This is a genomic window from Enterobacter sp. JJBC (genome assembly GCF_036936505.1).
Classification (GTDB): Bacteria; Pseudomonadota; Gammaproteobacteria; order Enterobacterales; family Enterobacteriaceae; genus Enterobacter; species Enterobacter hormaechei_C.
In genome coordinates, this window is record NZ_CP136935.1 from 2070354 (window position 1) to 2094016 (window position 23663).

A 23663-nucleotide genomic window follows, 5' to 3' on the forward strand; every position below is an offset into this window, starting at 1 on the left:
ACCACTTCATGAAAATTGGGCGAGCAGGCAACATGAACGACCAGATATTTATTTTACCCTGGTCAGAAAAGATACATTAAATAGTTACTTTTCAATGAGTTATTGTAGAGCTTGTGCTGTAGCGGGTACTGAAATATTAATAATTGATTTCTTCGCCATGAGTCATTGCATTTTATCTGGCGAAAAGGTCAATGGCTGAGGGGATACCCTGAGTATGATGACGTCAATCATGGATACAGATATGAAAATGAGAATTCTCCTTCTTACGGTCAGTGTACTTTTTAACATGCAGGCTGGTGCCGCCCGTGGAAGACAGCCCTGCTCTGGCTCAAAAGGTGGCATAGCACACTGTACATCGGATGGTCGTTTTGTCTGCAATGACGGAAGTCTGAGCCAGTCGAAGCGATTCTGTTCAGGTTATGGTGCCTCCGAACTGCCCCGGCAGGTAAAACCCTCCCCCTCCGCCAGGAAAGCGCAGACGAAAAAGAGAATAGCCGTGAAAGGCCAGGAGCAGCGTGTTGTAGAAAACAATGCGCAGTTCGATACACAACCGCGGCAACCTACATGCGCCCCTCTCTATTTGGCCAACAAGCCCGGATTCACCCATTTACCCATTTGTTCAGGTAATCAGTATTAATCCGCCAGTGTAGACGTTCTTTGTCTGTTATTCGAACTGATAAGACGCTTGCAGGTGGAAACCCACCTGAACGCGCTGGGCGACCTGTTACAGCGTATGGCATTAAAGCACGCCGTTCGCACCTTCCGGATACGTGGCGAACTTACTGCATGGCTGGCGTTTATGTTTTCTGCATGAGTGATAAAAGGGAGGGAAAATCATGACCAGGGCTGAAGAGTTTTGTCGTTCCTGAAATGTGAACACTGGCAGATGGATGCGCACACATCGCTCAAAAATCGATCTTTTTCAGGCGGATACTGAGATCAGAAAAGCATATGACCTTGAACAGTAACCACAGCGACTGGAGGGATATGCTAATGAAGCGACAAGATATAAACGCATTAAAGAATTTTGATTTTCTGGCACGCAGTTTTGCCCGTATGTACGCCCTGGGCCAGCCAGTTGATATCGATGCCGTGACCGGCAATATGAGTAATAAACAGCAGGCATGGTTCCGGGAGCGATATGACCACTACCGAAAGCAGGCTGAGCGGGCGAGAGTAATAGAACTGCGATGATGTAACGAACAACGGGCTTAACGGCCCGTTGCTTTTTTAGGTTCCAGCTACATTTTTGCAGGCTCCTGAGGTTGAAATATTTTGCGGTAACCTCATATAGAAAGCGGGTAAGGAACACCTGCCCATAAGACATGAACTTTTTGAATATTCTTTTTTACTGTTCAGGAGGTACATGATGACTCTCAGAACCTTTCCCGTGTTGAACGATCTCTCCGACTCTCTGTTTGCGGACCGTTTTAACCGTATCGATCGCCTTTTTAGCCAGCTAACCGGCAGTACGCCGTTGCCCTCCACGCCTTCTTACAATATCCGGCGGCTGGGCGATAACCGCTATGAACTGACGCTCAGCGTGCCGGGCTGGAAAGAGAGCGAACTGGAAATTGAAACCGTTGGCGGTCAGCTGAATATCAGCGGTAAACGTGAAGAGGAGAAAACCGAAAACGGCGAAGAAGGGTGGATCCATCGGGGTATCAGCCGCAGCGACTTCCGGGCCAGCTATAGTCTGCCGGAGCATGTGAAAGTGACCGGCGCTTCGCTGGAAAACGGCTTACTGGCAATTGAATTACACCAGGATATCCCGGAAGAAGAGAAACCGCAGCGCATCGCCATCAACAACAACCCAGCGATTGAACATAAGCCGTAATCGTTGACTGACGTTGTTTTCACGCCCGGCAAACGCCGGGCGTTTTGCTAACCTGATGGGGCTTATGCCATTCCGCTTTTCCCGGTACGCGCGGGCTGGAGGTCACTTTCGATGTGCTTAAAAGGTTTGCTGCCTCTGCATGAGGCTGAACGGGAATGAAATGTGAGAGAAAACAGATTGGTGCGTCTGAATGGACTCGAACCATCGACCCCCACCATGTCAAGGTGGTGCTCTAACCAACTGAGCTACAGACGCAAGATGGTGCGTTCAATTGGACTCGAACCAACGACCCCCACCATGTCAAGGTGGTGCTCTAACCAACTGAGCTATGAACGCATTGTGTTGTCGGTGACAACGGGGACGAATATTAGCGGCACAGCACCAAGGTGGCAAGAGGGAAAATGCATTTTTCTCTCTGATTTCACGCGATTGCTTCATTACCGCGCAAAGTGAAGAGAAAGTAGCCGCCAGCCGGCGGCTACAGGGTCATTAACGTGCAGCGCGCTGCAAAATAACCGTAGAGGGCTGACGTTGCAGGAAACGCATGCGCAGCATCATCATAATGGCCGCAGACGTTAAGCCGATGATAAAGCCCATCCAGAATCCGGCTGGCCCCATGCGATCCACCACCAGATCCGTGAGCGCCAGAATGTACCCGCACGGCAGACCCAGCACCCAGTAAGCGATAAAGGTGATAAAGAAGATGGAACGCGTATCTTTATACCCACGCAGCACGCCGCTGCCAATGACCTGGATGGAGTCAGAGATCTGATAAATGGCCGCCAGCAGCATCAGGTGCGAGGCCAGAGTCACTACCTCCGGGTTGTCGTTATAGAGCAGGGCAATTTGCTCACGCAACAGCACGGTAAAGAGGGCGGTACAGACCGCCATGCAGACGCCGACGCCCAGCCCGGTGCGGGCAGCCGTTTGCGCATCCAGCGTAGAACCTTGCCCCAGACGGAAGCCCACGCGAATCGTCACCGCAGCCGCCAGCGACATCGGCAGAACAAACATCAAAGAGCTGAAGTTCAGCGCGATCTGGTGGCCTGCCACATCAATAATCCCTAACGGCGAGACCAGCAGGGCGACGACGGCAAACAGCGTCACTTCAAAGAACAGCGCCAGCGCAATGGGCAGACCCAGCTGTGTCAGGCGGGTCAACATCGACCAGTCAGGCGTGCTAAAGGTGGTGTCGTTGCGAATGTCGCGCATGGATCGCGCATGCTTAATGTAGGTGAGCATGCTTCCGAACATCACCCAGTACACCGCTGCCGTCGCCACGCCGCAGCCCACGCCGCCGAGTTCCGGCATGCCAAAATGACCGTAAATGAAGATATAGTTCACGGGAATGTTCACCAGCAAGCCGATAAAGCCCATCACCATGCCCGGCTTGGTTTTTGCCAGCCCTTCACACTGGTTACGTGCCACCTGGAAGAACAGATAGCCGGGCGCGCCCCAGAGCAGGGCGCGCAGATAACCGACCGCCTTATCCGCCAGCGCCGGGTCGATATTATGCATGGCGCGAATAATATACCCGGCGTTCCACAGGACGATCATAATCAGGACGGAGACGAACCCGGCCAGCCAGAAGCCCTGGCGCACCTGATGGGCCACGCGGTCACGTCGACCGGAGCCGTTAAGCTGTGCGATGACGGGCGTTAGCGCCAGCAGCAGGCCGTGACCAAACAGAATGGCCGGGAGCCAGATTGAGGTTCCGATCGCCACGGCGGCCATATCGGTGGCGCTGTAACCACCGGCCATTACCGTATCCACAAATCCCATTGCGGTTTGGGCTACCTGCGCGACGATCACCGGTATTGCCAGTGCCAATAACTGACGCGCTTCGATCATATACTTCTGCACGTGAACACCTTTGTATTGTAGTTATTTGAGAGACTAAAAAGGCCGCCGTTACTGGCAGCAAGAAGAAAAAACAGAGGGATGCCAGCTATTGTAGCGGGGTTTAACTAATTATCTAGTGAAAAAATCGCCAGAAATTGCGCATCACTGGCAACCTGTTTTTTCAACTGTTATTGTGGTGGGATTATACGGTGTCATCGCCGTTCGGAATGAACAGGAGCTGTAAGCATGTTTACTGGTATTGTGCAGGGCACTGCCAAAGTGGTGTCCATTGATGAAAAACCGAATTTCCGCACTCACGTGGTTGAGCTGCCTGAATATATGCTCGACGGCATTGAAACCGGGGCGTCGATAGCGCATAACGGCTGCTGCCTGACGGTGACCGAAATTAACGGTAATCAGATTAGCTTTGATTTAATGAAAGAGACGCTGCGCATCACTAACCTGGGTGAGCTGGTGGTAGGAGATATCATCAACGTTGAACGCGCGGCGAAATTCAGCGATGAGATTGGTGGGCATCTGATGTCGGGCCATATTATGACCACCGCAGAAGTGGCGAAAATCGTGACCTCGGAAAATAACCGTCAAATCTGGTTCAAGGTGCAGGATCCGTCATTAATGAAATACATCCTTTATAAAGGATTTATTGGCATCGATGGGATTAGTCTGACCGTCGGTGAAGTGACGCCAACGCGTTTTTGCGTGCATTTAATTCCTGAAACGCTGCAACGTACTACGCTTGGCGCAAAAAAATTGGGGCAGCGCGTAAATATCGAAATTGATCCGCAGACCCAGGCGGTCGTGGATACCGTTGAGCGCGTGCTGGCGGCGAAAGAGGCGGCGATAATAAAGACCGTGGAAGAAGAATAAAAATTAACCCCGGGAAACCGGGGTTATTTTTTCAGCGAGCCACCCGCAAGCCGTGCTCAATCCCACGACTAAACACCACCTGCCACAGCTGTATATCCCGCGCACGGAACGCGCCCGCACAGGCATTCAGATAATAGCTAAACATCCGTTTGAATCGTTCCGAATAGTTGTCGGCGATTTCAGGCCATGCAGCCTGGAAACGTTCATGCCAGGCCATCAGGGTCGTGTCGTAATCTGCGCCGAAGTTATGCCAGTCTTCCACAATAAAATGCGGTTCGCTGGCGTTCGCAATCTGGCGAACAGAGGGTAAACAGCCATTCGGGAAGATATATTTGTTGATCCAGGGGTCCACATTGTTATCGGTGCGCTTAGAGCCGATGGTGTGTAGCAGGAAAATTCCGTCAGGCTTCAGGTTACGATCGGCGACCTCAAAGTAGGTCTTGTAGTTCTTCGGCCCCACGTGCTCGAACATACCTACGGAAACAATACGATCGAACTGCTCATTCAGGTCGCGGTAGTCCTGAAGCCGAATATCAACATCCAGTCCCAGACAGCGTTCCTGCGCCATCTTCTGCTGTTCAGCCGAAATCGTGACGCCGACTACGCTGACGCCGTAATTTTTCGCCATAAACCAGGCAAGACCACCCCAGCCACAGCCGATGTCCAACACACGCATACCGGGCTGTAACTGCAATTTATCGCAGATCAGTTGCAGCTTATCCTGCTGCGCCTCTTCCAGGGTCGTCGCTTTTTTCCAGTATCCGCAGGAGTACTGCATTAAAGGATCGAGCATACGGCTGAACAAATCGTTGCCAAGGTCGTAATGCTCTTTACCGACGATCCATGCCCGTTTTTTACTTTGCAGATTGAACAGGCGGGCGGAGGCGATACGTAAGGTATCTTTGAAATGACGAGGGAGCTGTTTTTCAAGACCGGCGCGTAATACGCTGGAGAAGAACATATCCAGCCGCTCACACTCCCACCAGCCGTCCATATAGCTTTCACCCAGCCCTAACGATCCCTCCTGTAACACGCGTTTGAAAAAATCGGGATGCTTTATCTGGGGATCGGAGGGGGATGAGCCATTAATCGTAATGCCCGCACGTCCCAACAGTTCACTGACGATCCGGGACCAGTTATCGTCCGGAACGCTGACTTCTTCTATACACGATGAACTCATAGCTTCTCCATCACCTTGCTGTGATCAGAACCTTAAAACAGCGTAGACGCTTTTTTGGTTTGTGAGAAATCTCACGGTAAATGCCCGCGAGGCTAATATCCGACGTAGAACAGAGGAAGGGAGATAACCCTTGCCGAAATGCCTTCCATGGTAAAACGGGAGCGCTCCGGCTCCCGTTAACACTTAATATTTATCGTATTTAATCGAACCAAATTCAGTATAGGCCGCAAAATTTGGTGATTCAACAGAAAATTGTTAGCTACCTAATCACTGGTTTTTAACATAGTTTCCCGCGCAATCAGGCGTGCGACGTTTCGGTTTGTGCATTGTCATTCTGCTCGCGAAGCGCGGAGGACTGCATGCGATAACCCAATCCCGCCAGCGCAACGGTGATCAGCATCACGCTGGTAGTGGTGAGCAGCGGGGTTGCAATCAACGCAGAGACCACGAGACTTGCCAGGAAGCACAGGCCAAGTTGCAGGGTATTTTGCAGCGCGGCAGCGCGGCCTGTCGCCTGCGGAAATGGACGCAACGCCTGGGCTACAACGATAGGGTAGATGGCCCCGTTAGCGATCGCCATGACGCAGAACGGAATCAAAATTTCTGCAAGCCCGGCGCCGGGAATAAAGCCGACAGCCCAGGTCGCAATCACGCTTAGCGCATACAGCACCAGCAGCCAGGGCAGCATCTGTTGGCCTTCCCATTTTTGCAGCGCGGCGCGACAGCCATAGCCACCCACCAGGAAGGCGATGGTCTGTGGTACATAGCTCAGGCCGATAGCCGCCGGGCTGTAGCCCATGTCATGCAGAATGAACGGCGAACCGGTCAGCCAGGCAAAGAAGCTGGCAGAGCAGGCGGCATAAATCAGCACGTTACCGCGATAGGCTTTCGACCGCAGTAAAGAGGTAAAGGTGATGGGCTTCGCGTCCGGATGCGTCTCTTTTTTATGCGCCGGTTTAAGCCCGAACGCGGGCAGCATCAGGACCAGCGTAATAGCAAAGAGCGTGGCGAAAATGGCCTGCCAGTCGAAATGCGCCAGGATCCAGCTGCCCAGTAACGGGGCAAGCGCCGGCGACAGGCCGACCAGGGGCATAATGGTGGCGAATATGCGGTTAGTGCGCGAGGCGGGGTAGTAATCGGTTACCAGCGCCTGCCAGGTCACCGCAGCGGCACAGACACCGACCGCCTGAATAAAGCGCAGCGCCAGCAGCCAGGCGGCATCGCGGACCCACAGCATGCCCAGACAGCCTGCGGCAAAAATCGCCAGCCCCAACAACAGGACGGGTTTACGGCCAAAACGATCCGAGAGCGGCCCCCACAGCAATTGCGCAAAAGCAAAACCGGCGAGGAACAAACTCAAACTGGCGCTGATGGCGGCGGCAGGGGTTTGCAAATCTTCCTGCATCGCGGCGAACGCGGGCAGATACATATCGGTCGCCAAAAAGCCCAGCACGCTTAAGCCGCCGAGCCAGACTAAAAATCCTTTCCTGGGTTGCACTTTTTTTCTCCTGAGGAGGCAGGTGTACGTTGGCGCAGAGTGTAGGGAGTGCAAAGCGGCTTGTGAAACGCTAATATTTGGCGGGTGCATTCAAAAAATTTGCAGGCTAAAGATGTGGTCAGATTATTCCCTTGAAGTGGTTGATGCCGTGGCGCGTAACGGCAGCTTTACCGGCGCCGCCCAGGAGCTGCATCGCGTTCCCTCGGCGATCAGTTACACGGTGCGTCAGCTGGAAGCGTGGCTGGCGGTGCCGCTGTTCGAGCGGCGTCATCGCGACGTGGAGCTCACGCCTGCCGGAGCGTGGTTTTTGAAGGAAGGGCGGTCTGTCATCAAAAAAATGCAGATCACCCGTGAGCAGTGCCAGCAGATCGCCAACGGCTGGCGCGGGCATCTCGCTATCGCGGTGGATAACATTGTTAAGCCGGAGCGGACCCGGCAGATGATCGTCGATTTCTATCGTCATTTTTCCGACGTCGAACTGCGTGTTTCGCAGGAAGTGTTCAACGGCGTCTGGGATGCGCTGGCGGACGGCAGGGCGGAGATGGCGATTGGTGCAACCCAGGCGATCCCGGTTGGTGGGCGCTACGCGTTTCGCGACATGGGCATGCTGAGCTGGACCTGCGTGGTCGCGCGCGATCACCCGCTGGCAGCGCTGGAAGGGCCGCTGAGCGATGACACATTACGCAACTGGCCCTCGCTGGTGCTGGAAGATACCTCCCGCTCGCTGCCCAAGCGCATTACCTGGTTGCTGGATAATCAGCGCCGCGTGGTCGCGCCGGACTGGGAGTCGTCAGCCACCTGTCTGAGCGCGGGGCTGTGCGTTGGCATGGTGCCGGTGCATTTTGCGCGCCCGCGCATCGACGCGGGAGAGTGGGTGGCTCTGACGCTGGAAAACCCCTTCCCGGATGCCGCATGCTGTCTGACGTGGCAGCAAAACGACGTCTCGCCCGCCATGGCCTGGCTGCTGGATTATCTGGGAGACAGCGAAACGCTGAACCGGGAGTGGTTGCGGGAACCAGCATAGCTGGCCCCGGAAAGTGATTAACGACGGTAGTCGCGGAACGGACCGTCCGCAACGGAACGGCGTTCTATCAGGCGCGGGTGAACTTCAATGGACTGGGACTGTTCACGCTTGTTGACGATCCTGTCCAGCAGCATGTTGAAGGCCGTTTCACCCAGCGAATCTTTCGGCTGGTGAATGGTGGTCAGCGCCGGGGTAAAGAAGCGGGCGTTGCGCACGTTGTCATAGCCGATCACCGAGATATCCTGGGGGACGCGCAGGCCGAGTTCATCTGCCGCGCATAGCGCGCCCATCGCCATGATGTCACCGCCGCAGAACACCGCGGTAGGGCGATGCGGCTGGGAGACGATCTGCTGCATGGCGCGATAGCCTGACTCCGGCTCGAAGTCGCCCTGAACAATCCAGTTTTCCGGCACGGTGATCAGCGCCTCTTCCATCGCTTTCATGAAACCGGCCAGACGGCCAGCACCGGTGTTACGCTCCAGAGGTCCCGGGATCACGCCAATTTCACGATGACCGCGTTCTACCAGATAACGCCCCGCCATGTAGCCGCCTTCAAAGGCGTTATCAATAACGGAGTCGGTGAAGTCTGCGCGCGCCTCGCCCCAGTCCATGACCACCATCGGAATGTGGCGATACTCTTCCAGCATGGAAAGGACCGACTCAGGGTATTCAGAACACATTACCAGAAGACCGTCGACGCGCTTTTGCGCCATCATTGACAGGTAAGCGCGCTGTTTTTCAATGTTGTTCCACGCATTGCCCAGAATCAGGGTATAGCCTTTCTGGAAGCAGTTTTTTTCAACGGCTTCGATGATTTCAGCAAAATAGGCCGCTTCACTGCTGGTGGCCAGCAGGCCAATCGATTTGGTGTGATTAACCTTCAGGCTGCGGGCGACGGCACTTGGCGAGTAGTGCAGTTCTTTGATTGCCGCCCAGACGGCATTACGCGTCTCTTCAGCGACGAAACGCGTTTTGTTAATAACATGTGATACGGTTGTAGTGGAAACGTTTGCGCGTTTTGCTACGTCTTTAATTGTTGCCATTAAATGTCACTCCAGACCATATCCTAAGCTCCTGAAAAAATTGAAGGTAAACGTTTGCCTTCTCTCACCCTTATTACGCAAACATGAGTTGCGACACGCCGGGAAAACGACACAGGACGTCAGGAGGGGGTCAGTGGCCGGTACGCTAATAAATTTAGCGTGGAATTTTGTCCTATCTTGATGAAAAGGGGAAGAGGTAAAGTGGATATCCGTTTAAATCCTGGAAGATTTTTGACCTGAACTGTGTAAAAATGAGCAAGCTCACTTTTCCTAGGGTGAATAAAAGGAGAAAAATTGATGAGTACCGATCTGAAGTTTTCGCTGTTTACCACCATTGTTGTTCTTGCTCTGATTGTTGCCGGTGGTTTAACCGCTGCACTGCACTGATTCAGGCGGAGGGAGAACCTTCTCCCTCTCTTGCCGCTATTGTTACCTCTCCGGCAAAAATCTTTTGCCAAAATGTTAACTTCTCATTTTTTGTGATTGATGTCATGCTTTTGACTTCTTAGTTCTGTGCCGGGTTATGGCACGGTATCCGGAGTCTCTTCATGAAAATCAATTTTCCCCTGCTGGCCCTGGCGATTGGCGCCTTTGGGATTGGCACCACTGAATTCTCCCCGATGGGGTTATTGCCTGTTATCGCCCGGGGGGTAGACGTCTCTATCCCTGCGGCCGGTATGTTAATTAGCGCCTACGCGATCGGCGTGATGGTGGGCGCGCCGCTGATGACGCTGCTGCTTTCGCACCGTGCGCGCCGCAACGCGCTGATTTTCCTGATGGCGATTTTCACTCTCGGCAATGTGTTTTCCGCGATTTCGCCCGATTACACCACTCTGATGCTTTCGCGCATTCTTACCAGCCTCAACCATGGCGCCTTCTTCGGACTGGGCTCGGTTGTTGCTGCCAGCGTGGTGCCAAAACATAAGCAGGCCAGCGCGGTAGCCACTATGTTTATGGGCCTCACCATCGCTAATATCGGCGGCGTTCCCGCCGCCACCTGGCTGGGAGAAGCCATCGGCTGGCGTATGTCTTTCCTCGCAACCGCCGGACTGGGCGTGGTCGCGATGGTTGCGCTGTTCTTCTCACTGCCGAAAGGAAGTGCTGGAGAACGTCCGGAAGTACGTAAAGAGCTGGCGGTGCTGATGCGTCCTCAGGTGTTGTCCGCGCTGCTCACCACGGTGCTGGGGGCCGGGGCGATGTTTACGCTCTACACCTATATCTCCCCGGTGCTGCACGACATAACCCACGCAACGCCACTCTTTGTTACCGCGATGCTGGTGCTGATTGGTGTCGGGTTCTCGATTGGCAACTATCTCGGCGGGAAATTTGCCGACCGCTCCGTGAGTGGGACGCTGAAAGGTTTTTTAACGCTGCTGATTGTCATCATGGTGGCGATTCCGTGGCTGGCGCGTAACGAAGTGGGTGCCGCGATTGCCATGGTGGTGTGGGGCGCCGCAACCTTTGCCGTGGTGCCACCGTTGCAGATGCGCGTAATGCGCGTTGCACACGAAGCGCCGGGGCTCTCTTCATCGGTGAATATCGGTGCGTTTAACCTGGGCAATGCGCTAGGGGCCGCAGCGGGCGGGGCGGTGATCTCCGGTGGTTTGGGTTACAGCTTTGTGCCGGTGATGGGGGCGATCATTGCCGCACTCGGCCTGCTGCTGGTGATAATGTCTGGTCGTAAACAGCCTCAAGCGGTGTGTACGGCGGAATAAACAAAAACGCAGAAGGGCTGCCCCTTCTGCGTGTCTCTTACGCGGCGAAGTTCTTCGCAACAAATTCCCAGTTAACCAGTGCCCAGAAGTGTTCCAGGTAGTTCGGGCGCGCATTACGGTAATCAATGTAATAGGCGTGTTCCCATACGTCCACGGTCATCAGCGGCGTGGCGCTGGTGGTCAGAGGGGTACCCGCATTAGAAGTGGAAACGATAGCCAGTTTGCCATCAGCCTCTTTTACCAGCCAGGTCCAGCCGGAGCCAAAGTTTTTAACGGCTGCGTCAGTAAACTTCGCTTTAAAATCCGCGAAACTGCCGAACGCGGCGTTAATCGCTGCCGCCAGCTCACCGTCAGGTTCTCCGCCTGCATTCGGGGCCAGGCAGTGCCAGTAGAAGGTGTGGTTCCACACCTGTGCGGCGTTGTTGAATACGCCGCCGTCTGAACTGCGCACGATCTCTTCCAGCGTTTTGCCTTCAAAATCGGTGCCCTTGATCAGGTTATTCAGGTTGGTGACATAGGTCTGGTGATGCTTGCCGTAATGGTACTCCAGGGTTTCCGCGGAAATATGCGGGGCCAGGGCGTCTTTTGCATACGGTAGTGCAGGTAATTCGAACGACATTGCTTCTCTCCTTATAGTTTTATACGTTGCCAATAACCCTACAGACAACAAGGACAGAATAGCAAATTGAAAGGGTATGCAAAAGAGGAACTTACCCTGCCACAGAGGCGGCAGGGCAGGGGCTAGCGGATGGTTTTTGGCGTCATCACGCGGCGTGCACCCACATAGTGGCGCACCCAGTAATCTTCGCTGAGAGAGGTGATCTGAATGTCCTGACCGCTGCGCGGTGACTGGATAAATTTACCGTTACCCACATACACCCCAACGTGATCGGCCGTACCGCGTCCCTGGGTGCGGAAGAACACCAGGTCGCCATTTTGCAGTTCGCCACGGTTTACAGGGGCGGCGTCGCGCAGATGGTACATCTCATTGGCGGTGCGTGGAATGCGAAACTTCACCAGATCTTTATAGGCATAATAAACCAGCCCACTACAGTCAAAACCGGTGCGCGGAGAGGTGCCACCCCAGCGATACGGCTTACCTATTTGCCCCATCAGTTTGTTCATCGCCGTTTTTTGCGCTTTCTGCATGCGCGCTTTATGCACGTCAGCCAGCTTCGTCACTTTTGCGCATTTCGTTTTATGGCCTTTGCGCACGGTGCATTTTTCATTCACCAGGCTGGCGGTTGTGCGGGTGGTTTTGTGCGTGCCGGAGCGGAGAGTTTTGGTTTTACTGGAGGCGGTCTTTTTGGTCTGAGCGGTGATTTTCTTCTTAACTGTTTTGCTGGTGGTTTTTTTCTTACGTTCTGTGGATTTTGCCAGATGCGTTTTTTGTACAGCAGAATGCCGCGCCTGTTCAGAGGCGTTCGCCGCTGGCGTAAATGAGAGTGTGGTAAACAGTAAAGCACAGAGCGTCATCGAGATTTTAGTTATCCGCGCCACTGGGCAGTCCCCTGATAAATGCAGGCCACAATGCATACCCGCGTGAGATTTACAAAACCTGTCGATTCTAATCCATAAAATCAGAAGAAGTTAATAGCATTTTTCATTCAAAAATTATGTTTCGTTAGCAAGTGCAAAAAAATTCACCATTCTGACGCACTCCTGTTCGCTCCTTAAGCAAAACCGCACCCCGTCTGGCGATAAGCGACATTAGCAATGCAACTTTATGCGATAAGCGATAAAATAATTAGACGTGACAAAAATGTTATTTTCCGATGTCGGCCTGACCCGCTACAATGTCAGACTGATGCCGTAACAGAAGTTAAAGGAAGCAGACATGAGCACCACTATTGAAAAAATTCAGCGCCAGATCGCTGAAAACCCGATTCTCCTGTACATGAAAGGTTCTCCGAAGCTGCCAAGCTGCGGCTTCTCCGCGCAAGCGGTTCAGGCGCTGTCCGCCTGTGGTGAGCGTTTTGCTTACGTTGATATCCTGCAAAACCCGGACATTCGCGCTGAATTGCCAAAATACGCAAACTGGCCGACCTTCCCACAGCTGTGGGTTGATGGTGAACTGGTTGGCGGATGCGACATCCTGATTGAAATGTATCAGCGCGGCGAACTGCAACAGCTGATCAAAGAGACTGCGGCGAAGTATAAAACCGAAGAGCCGGACGCAGAATAAGTTTTCTGCGGATATAAAAAAGCGACCACATTATGTTGGTCGCTTTTTTTTTGTCCTGGGGGGCTGTTGATAACCCAACCTACGATTGAAGATCGGCCTCGTCGCCCATCGGCAGCGGCCAGCCGCCCAGACGTTTCCAGCGGTTGACGATCTCACAGAACAGCTCCGCCGTACGCTCGGTGTCGTATAACGCGGAATGCGCCTGGGTACCGTCAAACGCAATACCCGCCGTGATGCAGGCTTTCGAGAGCACGGTTTGCCCCAGCGCCAGGCCGCTCAGCGCGGCGGTGTCGAAGGTCACAAACGGATGAAATGGATTACGCTTTAGCGAGGCGCGCTCGGCGGCAGCCATGGTGAAGCTGTGATCGAACGTAGCGTTGTGGGCTACCATGATGGCGCGGCTACAGTCATTCTCTTTCATGCCTTTGCGCACCATTTTGAAAATGGCGTGCAGCGCCTCGTATTCGCTTACCGCCCCGCGCAGCGGGTTTGTCGGATCGATACCGTTAAAGGCCAGCGCCTCTGGCTGTAAGTTTGCCCCTTCAAAGGGTTCAACGTGGAAATGCAGCGTGGTGTCCGGTACAAGCCAGCCCTGTTCATCCATCTTCAGCGTGATGGCGGCAATCTCAAGCAGCGCATCGGTTTTAGCGTTAAATCCGGCTGTTTCAACATCAATGACAACGGGATAAAAACCACGAAAACGGTCGCACAGACCGGTAAATTGAGCGTTATCGGACATCAGGGTCTCTTACAAGGGGGAAAAAGCAGTGCGCATTATGGCAAATTTTGAGAGGGGATGCAGCAAAACAACGGGCGCATAGTGCGCCCTGCGGGATCAATTGCCCAGACCGCGACCAGCGTCTTTGGCTTCAATCAGTTCGATTTTATAACCGTCCGGATCTTCCACAAACGCAATGACGGTGGTACCGCCTTTAACCGGACCGGCTTCACGGGTGACGTTACCGCCATTGCTGCGGATACGTTCGCAGGCTTCGGCGGCGTTATCCACTTCCAGCGCGATGTGTCCGTAAGCCGTACCCAGCTCATAGCTGTCCACGCCCCAGTTGTAGGTCAGCTCGATTACCGCTTCATCAGATTCCGGGCCGTAACCGACAAACGCCAGAGAGTATTTATATTCCGGATTTTCGCTGGTGCGCAGCAGCTTCATGCCCAGAACGTTAGTGTAGAAATCGATGGAACGTTGCAGGTCGCCAACGCGCAGCATGGTGTGAAGTAGGCGCATAATTTCCTCATTAACCAGTGGAATGGATTATCTTTTTGAACAGAAACGATGTTTTAGTATAGCGGCGAAAGGTCGCCGCTATCAATGTACAAAGCGGGATTACAGTGAAGGGTAGTCGGTATAACCTTCCGCGCCGCCGCCATAGAAACTTTCAGGGCGCTGCGGGTTCAGTTCGGCTTTCTTCTGCAAACGGGCAACCAGATCCGGGTTAGCAATGTAGTCACGGCCAAAGGCCACGGCGTCGATCAGGCCTTTCCCGATCAGATCTTCAGCTTTCTCTGCCGTATACGCGCCCGCCCCGATAATCACGCCGTGGAAGCGCTCGCGCACTTTCTGGCGGAAGGCTTCACTATAAGGCTTGCCGCCTGCCCAGTCCGGCTCGGACATGTGCAGATAGGCGATACCGCGTTTCGCCAGCTCTTCAATCAGATACAGCGCGTCTGCTTCTTCGTTCGGACCGTTGTCGACGTTCTGGAAAGTACCGATCGGGGAGACACGAATACCAATGCGGTCTGCGCTCCACTCATTACAGACAGCATCCACCACTTCAAGCACCAGACGCGCGCGGTTTTCAACGCTGCCGCCGTACTGGTCGGTACGCTGGTTGGAAGAAGGGGACAGGAACTGATGCAGCAGGTAACCGTGCGCAGAGTGCAGCTCAACCAGGTCGAAGCCCGCTTCACGGGCGTTGGCGACGGCCTGACGGAAATCATTCACAATACCCGGGATCTCGTCCAGCTCCAGCGCGCGTGGCGTGGTGGTGTCAACGCGGATCGCATTACCGTTTTCATCGCGCAGGGAAGTACGGGTATTGGCGTTCAGGGCAGAAGCAGAAACCGGCGCCTGACCGCCAGGCTGGATGCTGCTGTGTGAGATACGTCCGGTGTGCCACAGCTGAACCGCAATACGGCCATCTTCAGCATGAACACCTGCGGTGATTTTTTTCCACGCGGCGATCTGTTCCGGGCTGTGCAGACCCGGCGCACCGGCGTAGCCTTTTGCCTGGGCAGAAATCTGCGTGGCTTCGGAAATAATCAGGCCCGCGCTGGCGCGCTGACGATAATACTCACCCATCAATGGCGTTGGGATATCGCCCGGCTCGATGCTGCGCAGACGGGTGAGTGGGGCCATAAACACGCGGTTTGGGGCAGTAACGGCACCCACTTTCAGTGGGGTAAACAGCTTTTCAGCGGACATAATGGCTCCTGAGTAGACCAGTCGACTAGTAAAAGTGTAAATAAAAACGCCGGCTACACGCCAGGCGCGGTTATACAGTTTTTCACGTGCGCCAGCGCGCTTTCGAGCGGCACGGCGCTGCGAGACATTTTTGCTTGCAGGTTGGCGCCTAACCAGAGGGAATAGAGCACCTGTGCCTGCGTGAGCGGATCGCCGGAGAAGGAGAGCGTTTTTTCATTGCGCCCGCTCTCCAGCGCCTGAGCCAGCAGGGCAATCACGCCGCTGGCCCCTTTATCCATGGCGGTGCGCATATCTTCGGAGAGATCGCACACTTCGGCAGACAGTTTTACCGTCAGGCAGCCGCTGATGATGCCCTGCTGACAGAACTGCGTCAGCGTTTCCTGATAGTAGTTCAGAACACGATCCCGGTAGTCACCTTCACCGCTGGCGAAGTGGGCTGCCAGGCGCTGATGGTAGCTGGCGTAGTGCCGCTCCAGCATGGCAACGCCGAACGCCTCTTTGGAACGAAAATAGTGATAAAACGATCCCTTAGGTACTTCAGCGGTTTTTAACAACTCGCTAAGCCCCATCCCGGTAAACCCGCGATGCATGCAAAGGCGCTCGCCGGTAGCCAGCAAATGTTCTCGTGTATCGTGTTCAGTGTGTCTGCTCATGCCCTTACTCTAATAGACCGTTCGGTCTAATGCAAGCCCGCTTGGCGACGACACTGTGACAGAATATCCAGCTGCGGCTGATAAACCGCTGATTTCACGTCCATCATGCCCAGAACGGTGGCGAATAAATTGTCCTGTGAAACCGCCTCTTTTGCGGCATGGTCACGCAGGCAATCCGTGTTTACGCCGAAGTTTTTCGCATAATCCGGGGAGAGCCAGAACATAAAAGGAATATGCGTTTGCTGCTCCGGGGCCAGCATATACGGCGTACCGTGCAGGTAAATTCCGCTTTCGCCCAGCGATTCACCGTGATCGGAGAGGTAAATGAGCGCCGTGTTCATGTTGGCCTGCCGGGCTTTCAGTGCGTCGATGGTTCGGCTGACGACGCTGTCGGTATACAGAATCGTGTTGTCATAGGTATTGATCAGCGACTGATGATCGCAATCCTGAATTTCATTGGTATCGCAGGTTGGGGTGAACTTGCGGAAGCTATCAGGGTAGCGTTTGTAATAGGCCGGACCGTGGCTGCCCATCAGGTGAATAACCAGAACCGTATCCAGCTTTATTCCATCCAGCACGTTGTCCAGGCGGTACAGGTTAACGTCGTCGATACAGGATTTGTCCTTACAGAGCTGATCCAGTTTCCACTGGGTCATGTCCGTGTGCGGCACGCGGTCGCAGGCGCCTTTACATCCGCCGTCGTTGTCGCGCCACAGCAGGTTGAACCCGGCGTGGTTAAGCACATCAAGCAGACCTTCCTGATGATGGGCGAGGTCCGCGTCATATTTTTTCCGCGTCATGCCGGAGAACATGCAGGGGACGGAAACAGCGGTTTCCGTGCCACAGGAGGAGGCCCGCGGGAAGTTGATGACATCCTGCTTTTTCAGCTCGGGGTTGGTTTCACGCGGGTAACCATTTAACGAGTAGTTTGCAGCGCGGGAGGCTTCGCCCACCACCACAACCAGCACGGTTTTCTTGCGTTGGCTGGCAATCAGCGCGCCTTTATGAGCATCTTCGCCAATGCGGACCAGCGTCTGGTCGCCGGCAAACCAGCGCATTTTGCTGTATTTCACCACGGCGCTCACGTAATTCGCCGGGGTGACCATTTTTACGATGCTTTTGTTATTGCGGAACAGCGAAGCATAGTCTTTATAGAACACTGACGCGACCAGAATGATCACCAGCAGCGCACCCAGCATAGCGGCGAAGCGCGTCAGGAGGGCATACCACCATTTTCCGGTGCGAATGCGCGTCAGGGCTAACACAACAGATGGAACCAGACCCGCTACGACCAGCCACAGGATCATCTGCGGCGTCACCAGGGCTGTCGCTTCCTGAGAATTAGTCTCGAACACGTTCACAATCATGTTCTGATCGATAACCGCGCCATAGGTATACATAAACCAGGTCGCGGCGGCACATCCCAGGGTCAGGACAATCAGGAGCGGCTTACGAATATAGGGGATATTTAACAGGCTGAAGACAATCACCCAGCCGCAGAACAGTACCAGCGGCACGCTGGCAGCAAACAGGACATCGTGCAGATGCGCAGGCGCAATAATTGACCAGCTGCGCTGGATAAACAGTGCATTCAGTACGGTAAAGAAAAGTGCACAGCCCAGAGTAAATTTTATATCGTTACAGTGTAACTTTTTTGCGAACCACATGATGAGCAGACCATTCGTTATATCAATGCGGCGAGTATAAGAAGGGAAGATTAGCGAAACCTTAATGTCCTGTTTGTGGCAGACATCCTTGCATGCAAGCCATTTAGGGTCTTCACTGTAGGGAATAATGACGTTCTGGAGGTAGGTGTGGCAGAGCAACTGGAATTTTTCCCTGTCCAGAGCCCGTGCCGGGGTATTTGCCAGGTTGATGAACGAGGATACTGTCGTGGCTGCATGCGCACGCGCGATGAACGTTTTAACTGGCAAAATTTCAGCGACGCGCAAAAGCAGGAGGTCTTACGGCTTTGCCGACAGCGTCTGCTGCGTAAAATTCGTGCAAACAAAGCGGTTGAACCCGAAGATCCTCAGCAACCTTCACTGTTTTAGCAGGGTAATTGCGTATACTGGTGACATGACTTCCTTGAGGAAAATGTTATGGTTCAGCGTATTACCCTTGCCCCACAGGGCCCGGAATTCTCCCGATTCGTTATGGGCTACTGGCGCCTCATGGACTGGAATATGTCTCCGGTCCAGCTGGCGGACTTTATAGAAGAGCATCTCGATCTCGGGATCACCACCGTCGATCACGCTGATATTTATGGCGGCTATCAGTGCGAGGCCGCCTTTGGCGAAGCGCTGAAGCGTGCGCCGGGGCTGCGTGAACGAATGGAGATTGTGACCAAATGCGGTATTGCCACCACAGCAAAACCGGAGCATGCGCTTGGACATTACATCACTGACAGCGCGCATATCGTTAAAAGCGCCGAGCAGTCACTGGTCAACCTGGCCACAGATCGTATCGACCTGCTGCTGATCCACCGTCCCGATCCGTTGATGGATGCGGATGAGGTCGCGGAAGCCTTCCTGACGCTGCACCAGAGCGGCAAAGTGCGCCATTTTGGCGTGTCTAACTTCACCCCGGCACAGTTTGCGCTATTGCAGTCTCGCCTGCCGTTTACGCTGGCGACGAATCAGGTGGAGATCTCGCCTGTTCATCAGCCGCTGCTGCTGGATGGCACGCTCGACCAACTGCAACAGCTGCGCATCCGTCCAATGGCATGGTCTTGCCTGGGAGGCGGCCGTCTGTTTAACGATGAGGCATTCCAGCCGCTGCGTAACGAGCTTGAAACGGTGGCGCGCGAACTGAATGCGGAGAGTATCGAGCAGGTGGTTTACGCCTGGATCCTGCGCCTGCCGTCTAAACCGCTGCCAATTATTGGCTCCGGCAAAATTGAGCGTGTCCGCGCTGCGCTTGTTGCTGAGGAGCTGGATATGACGCGTCAGCAGTGGTTCCGCATTCGTAAGGCGGCGCTGGGCTACGACGTACCCTGAGCACGCCTGAACCTGACTTTCCGGTGAAATCTGCGCCTCTGGTATAGACTTAAGGTGCAAAAAATAACCCGTGGAGGTCATATGAAGCGTTTTGCTCTGGCAATGGTCACGCTGGTTGTTTGCGCAGGGGCGCAGGCAGCCAGCGAGGACGTTGAAATGAATCTCGTCACTTCTCAGGGGGTAGGTCAGTCCATCGGGACGGTGAAAATCACCGAAACCGATAAAGGGCTGGAATTTGCTCCCGATCTCAAGGCTCTTCCACCCGGCGAACATGGTTTTCACGTTCATGCTAAAGGCAGCTGTCAACCCGCGATGAAAGAGGGGAAACCAACAGCTGCGGAAGCCGCAGGGGGGCATCTCGACCCGCAGAACTCCGGTAAGCATGAAGGCCCGGAAGGGATGGGGCACCTCGGCGATCTGCCGGTGCTGGTGGTAAATAACGATGGTAAAGCCACCGATCCGGTTGTGGCGGCACGACTCAAAAAGCTTGACGAGGTCAAAGGCAAGGCGCTGATGATCCACGTGGGCGGCGATAACATGTCCGATCAACCTAAACCGCTTGGCGGCGGCGGGGCGCGTTATGCCTGCGGGGTGATCTGATCGCCAATCGTTCCGGGTGGCGGCGCCTGTTCAAGCTGTGACAGGGAGCAGTGCAGCCGCCAGATAATGGACGCCAGATCGCGGGCCGCAGGCTGATGATGGTGCGCCAGCGCGTCGCAAATACGCTGAAGCTCGGCGAGCGTGACGCTCAGGGGGCGCTGCTGCACCCCGCGCTCGCTCATCACATCGCGGAGCATGGAAATACAGTTATCACGGACCTGCGACAGCGGATCGGAACGCGTCTCCCAGGCGCGCAGCTGCCACACCACGTGCGAACAGTTTAGCAGCACCACGCCCCAGCGCAGTAGCCAGCGACGGGAGAGTGAATCCTGGCTGTTGTTCAGCTGGCTGACATGATGGTAAACCAGCGATTCATACTCGCTTTCGCGCAGATGCGGCCTGCGGCTCAGCTGATCGACAAAACCCCTGCGCAACTCCCGAATATGCCTGCGGCTTTTACGCGCGTCCGAGCCCGGGCGTAGCACGGCGAAAGCCAGCCACGCCAGCCCCACGCCGAGGATCTTCGCCAGGTTGTCGTTGAGAAAATCAGCGTAATCGTAAACCGGTGGATTCGTTACAGAGATAAATGAGCCCATAAAAACAATTAACTGACCCCACAGACCGGCCAGTTTAGGCATTTGCAGTTTGAGCAACTGCATGGTGGTTAATAGCGGGAAGAGAAACAGCAGAAATTGCCAGAGGTCGGTTATCTGCACCATCAAACCAAATTTCACCACGAAGCTGAACAGCGACAGCAGCACCAGCGTACGCAGCAGAAGCGTCAGGGAGTTAAAGGGGGAAGCGGCGACGGAATAGAGCACGCAGCTGATTGCCGCAAGCGTCAGGGCCGCACTGCCCGCATCCCATTGCGTGGTGATGGCCCATGCGCCTACGGCCGTCAACGCGCAAAACGTACGAAAACCGCTCCACAGCGCCTCCATTGCGTCGGTATGCCGCGCCAGAGCAGGACTACCGGGAACGGAAAATTCGGTGACGGGCGTGGCATTCTCGACGGCTTTTAACCAGCGGCTGCTGCGCAGATACAGGCGGCAGAAATAGTTCAGACGCTGCCAGAAGGCGCGATGCCGGTAGTCATATTCATCCGCTGGGGCGAGCGGCGCGATAATGCGGGCCACGGTATAAATATCGGCATCCGAACGCGCAAGGGTAGCGAGCAGCGCCTCGATAATCTCCCGGGTATGGGCTGGCGGTGCAGGCCAGTTCAGCAACATCCGACGAAGGCTCGAGATCGCGCTCGTCATCCGCAATTGCTGGTGCAATAAATAGTTCAGAAGCGTGTTCTGGCGACGAAAACGGTAGTGGCTCCAGAAAGCCTGGATGCGCAACAGGTTCATGGTCAGGATCTGGCCGATGACCTTTTCGTGCGCGAGGCGGATGTCATCGCTGCTGTCAGGCTGCCAGAGCAGGCTGGCATGTTCCAGCAAACGTGCGTGCATCGTTTTAAGGGCGGTGATAAGCGTAGTGCCATCTGAGGTACTGGGCAGGATCATCATCATGACGCCCCCGCACAGAATGCCGACCATCACTTCACACACGCGTGCCTGGGCGATATCCCACAGCTCGGTGGTATCCAGCACGTTGACGACCGGAAAGGCGATAATGGCCGCGGTGTAACCCGCCAGTTGAAACGCATAGGCAACGTTATTGGTAAAATGAGCGCAGGCCCAGGTACACAGCCCCAGCCATGCCGACATGCTTAACAAAAAGAGCCAGGGATCATTCAGAGTATGGCCGGCAAGAAGCAGTGCGGCGGTTGCCCCCAGCAGGCTACCCGCCACGCGCCCGAGGCTTTTACTGATAACGCCCCCGACGGTAGGGAAGCTGACGACCGCCGCAGAGGTCATCGCCCAGTAAGGCTCATCCAGATTCAGATAATAGGCAACCGTAAGCGCAAGGCACATGGCGATGCCGTTACGCAGCGCGTAACGCCACTGCGGCCGTGTCGCTTTTATCCACGGCGTATTGCGCCAGGAGAGAGCTCCCAGGTTCATCATCGCGATCCGATGGCGACAGTGCAGGTTGTGCCAGAGACCAGGGTAATGTCTTTCGGCAGTTGATCAAACTCGACGCGAACAGGCACCCGCTGAGCCAGACGCACCCACGGTACGTTGGGTTTGATGTCGGGCACCAGGCCAGAATCGGTTTCCACGCTCTGATCGTAAATTGCCCGACCTATGCTGCTAACGTGACCCTGTAACGTTTCTGCGCCGCTGTAAAGCGTGATTCGGGCAGGCGCTCCCTCGCGGATATGGCGCAGCTTGGTCTCTTCAAAATAACCTACAACATAGAAAGAGCGGCTGTCGACCAGGGCAAAGACCGGCTGGCCTGTGGTGGCGTAATCCCCCACACGGGTCGACAGGCTCGTGATCCATCCATCCACCGGAGCTTTGACAACGGTCTGGGTCAGTTGCCACTCGGCCTGTTTCAGCGTTGCCTCTGCAACCTTCAGGCTGGCCTGCATGGCTTTTACATTGATATTGGCGGTATCGAGATCTTCCGCAGAGATGTAATTCCTCGACAGATGTCGGCGACGTTCGGCTTCGTTATTGGCTTTTGCCAGATCGGATTGAGCTTTTGCGAGCTGCGCCTGGGTATTGAGCACCGCAATGTGAAAAGGGGTCTCGTCGATGCGGAATAACACATCACCCGCATGAACGAACTGGTTGTCCTTCACCAGCAGCGCGCTGATACTGCCGGACACTTGTGGCGTGATGCTGACCTGTTCCGCGCGGATCTTGCCGTCACGCGTCCAGGGCGACTGCATGTAATAATTCCAGAGCCACCAGCCGGCGATAAGCGCCAGCGCTAAGACGAAAAGAGTGGAAAAATATTTTAACGTTTTCAATGCTATTCTCACCACACGGTTAACACGGCAAGGCCAAGACAGACGGAGAGGGTAAACAGGGAGAGATCCATTAACATCGGGTGCCAGATTTCACCGGAATACATCCAGTCGCGCAGCAGACGATGCGCAATGAGCCAGATCACAAAACCGACCATCACGGCTTTAAACAGTGGCGGAAAGTAGACCGATGCGCCAACAATCAGATCCTGGAGGGGCAACCCTGCGGAGAAGGAAAACAACGTCACAAGCAGCGATCCTTTGCGGTGGAATGAGGGCCACAATGGCAGATTTCAATGCGATGGCGCATTACCGTTCAGTGTAAATCATCCTTTAAGGAATGATGAATACCGTGATTGCATTTGTTTTGGCAATACAAATACTGCAAACTATTCTAAAATCACTATAATCACTTAGCAAGCTAATTATAAGGAGATGAAATTGGAATCGCCATTAGGTTCTGATCTGGCAAGGTTGGTACGCATCTGGCGTGCTCTGATTGACCATCGCCTGAAACCTCTGGAACTCACACAGACGCACTGGGTTACGCTGCACAACATCCATCAGCTTCCGCCCGATCAGTCACAGATCCAATTGGCAAAAGCGATTGGTATTGAACAGCCTTCCCTGGTGCGTACCCTTGACCAGCTGGAAGAGAAGGGACTCATCTCCCGACAAACCTGCGCCAGCGACCGTCGCGCCAAGCGGATCAAATTGACGGAAAAAGCGGCCCCGATTATTACTGAGATGGAAAGCGTCATCAGTAAAACGCGAGGAGAGATCCTGGCCGGTATTTCACCCGCTGAGCTGGAGATGCTGATCGGACTCATCGCCCGTCTTGAGCAAAACATCCACGATTTACAGTCGCGCGACTGACGTTGTTCACTGGCCTTGCT

Annotated in this window: 27 protein-coding genes and 2 tRNA genes; 13 read left to right on the plus strand and 16 right to left on the minus strand. The window is 54.5% G+C overall.

What is annotated here, in order from left to right:
* Positions 1–241 precede the first annotated feature (241 nt).
* From RY075_RS09970 to RY075_RS09985, 4 genes are all read left to right on the plus strand, one after another.
* Complete coding sequence (locus RY075_RS09970) at positions 242–637, plus strand: hypothetical protein (RefSeq protein ID WP_072034766.1); 396 nt, start codon at positions 242–244, stop codon at positions 635–637.
* 54 nt (positions 638–691) lie between these two features.
* The gene (locus tag RY075_RS09975) at positions 692–814 is read left to right on the plus strand and encodes a hypothetical protein (RefSeq protein WP_255580146.1); all 123 of its coding nucleotides are present in this window, start codon (positions 692–694) and stop codon (positions 812–814) included.
* A gap of 179 nt (positions 815–993) precedes the next feature.
* Positions 994–1194, plus strand: coding sequence for a cell surface composition regulator GlgS (gene glgS / locus RY075_RS09980; protein ID WP_022650936.1), 201 nt, complete (start codon positions 994–996; stop codon positions 1192–1194).
* Positions 1195–1366: 172 nt separating this feature from the next.
* Positions 1367–1837, plus strand: a complete 471-nt coding sequence (locus tag RY075_RS09985) for an Hsp20 family protein (RefSeq protein WP_003857647.1) — start codon at positions 1367–1369, stop codon at positions 1835–1837.
* A 178-nt stretch (positions 1838–2015) separates the two neighbouring features.
* Here RY075_RS09985 and RY075_RS09990 read toward each other — a convergent pair.
* The 3 genes from RY075_RS09990 to mdtK all read right to left on the minus strand — a co-directional run bounded on the left by RY075_RS09990 (position 2016) and on the right by mdtK (position 3700).
* Positions 2016–2092: transfer RNA gene (locus tag RY075_RS09990), tRNA-Val, on the minus strand.
* Positions 2093–2096: 4 nt separating this feature from the next.
* Positions 2097–2173: transfer RNA gene (locus tag RY075_RS09995), tRNA-Val, on the minus strand.
* A gap of 153 nt (positions 2174–2326) precedes the next feature.
* The gene (gene mdtK, locus RY075_RS10000) at positions 2327–3700 is read right to left on the minus strand and encodes an MdtK family multidrug efflux MATE transporter (RefSeq protein WP_003857645.1); all 1374 of its coding nucleotides are present in this window, start codon (positions 3698–3700) and stop codon (positions 2327–2329) included.
* Positions 3701–3925: 225 nt separating this feature from the next.
* On the opposite strand from mdtK, the gene RY075_RS10005 reads away from it, so the two are divergent.
* The gene (locus RY075_RS10005; RefSeq protein ID WP_003857643.1) at positions 3926–4567 is read left to right on the plus strand and encodes a riboflavin synthase; all 642 of its coding nucleotides are present in this window, start codon (positions 3926–3928) and stop codon (positions 4565–4567) included.
* 31 nt (positions 4568–4598) lie between these two features.
* Here the strand turns inward: RY075_RS10005 and cfa are convergent, their stop codons facing one another.
* Positions 4599–5747 carry a cyclopropane fatty acyl phospholipid synthase gene (gene cfa, locus RY075_RS10010; protein WP_003857641.1) on the minus strand — a complete coding sequence of 383 codons (1149 nt, stop codon included), beginning with the start codon at positions 5745–5747 and terminating at the stop codon, positions 4599–4601.
* Positions 5748–6045: 298 nt separating this feature from the next.
* The gene (gene punC, locus RY075_RS10015) at positions 6046–7245 is read right to left on the minus strand and encodes a purine nucleoside transporter PunC (RefSeq protein WP_003857639.1); all 1200 of its coding nucleotides are present in this window, start codon (positions 7243–7245) and stop codon (positions 6046–6048) included.
* Between the two features lie 112 nt (positions 7246–7357).
* Here punC and punR point away from each other — a divergent pair, with 112 nt between their 5' ends.
* A complete protein-coding gene (gene punR / locus RY075_RS10020; protein WP_003857638.1) occupies positions 7358–8269 on the plus strand; it encodes a DNA-binding transcriptional activator PunR in 912 nt (303 codons plus the stop codon).
* Between the two features lie 17 nt (positions 8270–8286).
* Here punR and purR read toward each other — a convergent pair whose 3' ends face one another.
* Positions 8287–9312, minus strand: a complete 1026-nt coding sequence (gene purR, locus RY075_RS10025; protein ID WP_003857634.1) for an HTH-type transcriptional repressor PurR — start codon at positions 9310–9312, stop codon at positions 8287–8289.
* 297 nt (positions 9313–9609) lie between these two features.
* Between purR and RY075_RS10030 the strand changes: the two genes are divergently transcribed.
* On the plus strand, positions 9610–9699 hold the full coding sequence (locus tag RY075_RS10030) for a YnhF family membrane protein (protein WP_003857632.1): 90 nt from the start codon (positions 9610–9612) through the stop codon (positions 9697–9699).
* A gap of 161 nt (positions 9700–9860) precedes the next feature.
* A complete protein-coding gene (locus tag RY075_RS10035; RefSeq protein WP_003857631.1) occupies positions 9861–11027 on the plus strand; it encodes an MFS transporter in 1167 nt (388 codons plus the stop codon).
* A 37-nt stretch (positions 11028–11064) separates the two neighbouring features.
* On the opposite strand, the gene sodB is transcribed toward RY075_RS10035, so the two are convergent.
* Both sodB and RY075_RS10045 read right to left on the minus strand, forming a co-directional pair.
* On the minus strand, positions 11065–11646 hold the full coding sequence (sodB, locus tag RY075_RS10040) for a superoxide dismutase [Fe] (RefSeq protein WP_003857629.1): 582 nt from the start codon (positions 11644–11646) through the stop codon (positions 11065–11067).
* Between the two features lie 122 nt (positions 11647–11768).
* Positions 11769–12527 carry a C40 family peptidase gene (locus RY075_RS10045; RefSeq protein ID WP_023313959.1) on the minus strand — a complete coding sequence of 253 codons (759 nt, stop codon included), beginning with the start codon at positions 12525–12527 and terminating at the stop codon, positions 11769–11771.
* Between the two features lie 337 nt (positions 12528–12864).
* On the opposite strand from RY075_RS10045, the gene grxD reads away from it, so the two are divergent.
* On the plus strand, positions 12865–13212 hold the full coding sequence (gene grxD / locus RY075_RS10050) for a monothiol glutaredoxin 4 (protein ID WP_003832760.1): 348 nt from the start codon (positions 12865–12867) through the stop codon (positions 13210–13212).
* A 79-nt stretch (positions 13213–13291) separates the two neighbouring features.
* On the opposite strand, the gene rnt is transcribed toward grxD, so the two are convergent.
* The 5 genes from rnt to eptA form a co-directional block, all read right to left on the minus strand.
* Entirely contained in the window at positions 13292–13951 is a 660-nt protein-coding gene (gene rnt / locus RY075_RS10055; RefSeq protein ID WP_003857625.1) for a ribonuclease T, read from the minus strand.
* A 96-nt stretch (positions 13952–14047) separates the two neighbouring features.
* The gene (gene gloA / locus RY075_RS10060) at positions 14048–14455 is read right to left on the minus strand and encodes a lactoylglutathione lyase (RefSeq protein ID WP_003857623.1); all 408 of its coding nucleotides are present in this window, start codon (positions 14453–14455) and stop codon (positions 14048–14050) included.
* A gap of 99 nt (positions 14456–14554) precedes the next feature.
* Positions 14555–15652: an alkene reductase gene (locus tag RY075_RS10065; RefSeq protein WP_015570682.1), complete on the minus strand. Its 1098-nt coding sequence runs from the start codon at positions 15650–15652 to the stop codon at positions 14555–14557.
* 53 nt (positions 15653–15705) lie between these two features.
* Complete coding sequence (locus RY075_RS10070) at positions 15706–16305, minus strand: TetR/AcrR family transcriptional regulator (RefSeq protein ID WP_003857618.1); 600 nt, start codon at positions 16303–16305, stop codon at positions 15706–15708.
* Positions 16306–16331: 26 nt separating this feature from the next.
* Positions 16332–17972, minus strand: a complete 1641-nt coding sequence (gene eptA / locus RY075_RS10075) for a phosphoethanolamine transferase EptA (RefSeq protein ID WP_109948998.1) — start codon at positions 17970–17972, stop codon at positions 16332–16334.
* A 147-nt stretch (positions 17973–18119) separates the two neighbouring features.
* Between eptA and RY075_RS10080 the strand changes: the two genes are divergently transcribed.
* The 3 genes from RY075_RS10080 to sodC all read left to right on the plus strand — a co-directional run bounded on the left by RY075_RS10080 (position 18120) and on the right by sodC (position 19904).
* Positions 18120–18359, plus strand: a complete 240-nt coding sequence (locus RY075_RS10080; protein WP_232967690.1) for a DUF1289 domain-containing protein — start codon at positions 18120–18122, stop codon at positions 18357–18359.
* A 48-nt stretch (positions 18360–18407) separates the two neighbouring features.
* Positions 18408–19304, plus strand: coding sequence for an aldo/keto reductase family oxidoreductase (locus RY075_RS10085; RefSeq protein ID WP_023313962.1), 897 nt, complete (start codon positions 18408–18410; stop codon positions 19302–19304).
* Between the two features lie 81 nt (positions 19305–19385).
* On the plus strand, positions 19386–19904 hold the full coding sequence (sodC, locus tag RY075_RS10090; RefSeq protein ID WP_045332183.1) for a superoxide dismutase [Cu-Zn] SodC: 519 nt from the start codon (positions 19386–19388) through the stop codon (positions 19902–19904).
* Here the strand turns inward: sodC and RY075_RS10095 are convergent.
* Genes RY075_RS10095 through RY075_RS10105 form a run of 3 tightly spaced genes read right to left on the minus strand, consistent with a single transcriptional unit; the run spans position 19883 to position 23015 of the window.
* Positions 19883–21916, minus strand: coding sequence for an FUSC family protein (locus RY075_RS10095; RefSeq protein ID WP_137042041.1), 2034 nt, complete (start codon positions 21914–21916; stop codon positions 19883–19885). The genes sodC and RY075_RS10095 overlap by 22 nt on opposite strands.
* Positions 21916–22776, minus strand: a complete 861-nt coding sequence (locus tag RY075_RS10100; RefSeq protein ID WP_110108814.1) for an HlyD family secretion protein — start codon at positions 22774–22776, stop codon at positions 21916–21918. The genes RY075_RS10095 and RY075_RS10100 overlap by 1 nt, the downstream gene beginning before the upstream one ends.
* A 2-nt stretch (positions 22777–22778) precedes the next feature.
* The gene (locus RY075_RS10105) at positions 22779–23015 is read right to left on the minus strand and encodes a DUF1656 domain-containing protein (RefSeq protein WP_003857607.1); all 237 of its coding nucleotides are present in this window, start codon (positions 23013–23015) and stop codon (positions 22779–22781) included.
* 187 nt (positions 23016–23202) lie between these two features.
* Here RY075_RS10105 and slyA point away from each other — a divergent pair, with 187 nt between their 5' ends.
* A complete protein-coding gene (gene slyA / locus RY075_RS10110) occupies positions 23203–23643 on the plus strand; it encodes a transcriptional regulator SlyA (protein WP_032634142.1) in 441 nt (146 codons plus the stop codon).
* Positions 23644–23663: the final 20 nt, after the last annotated feature.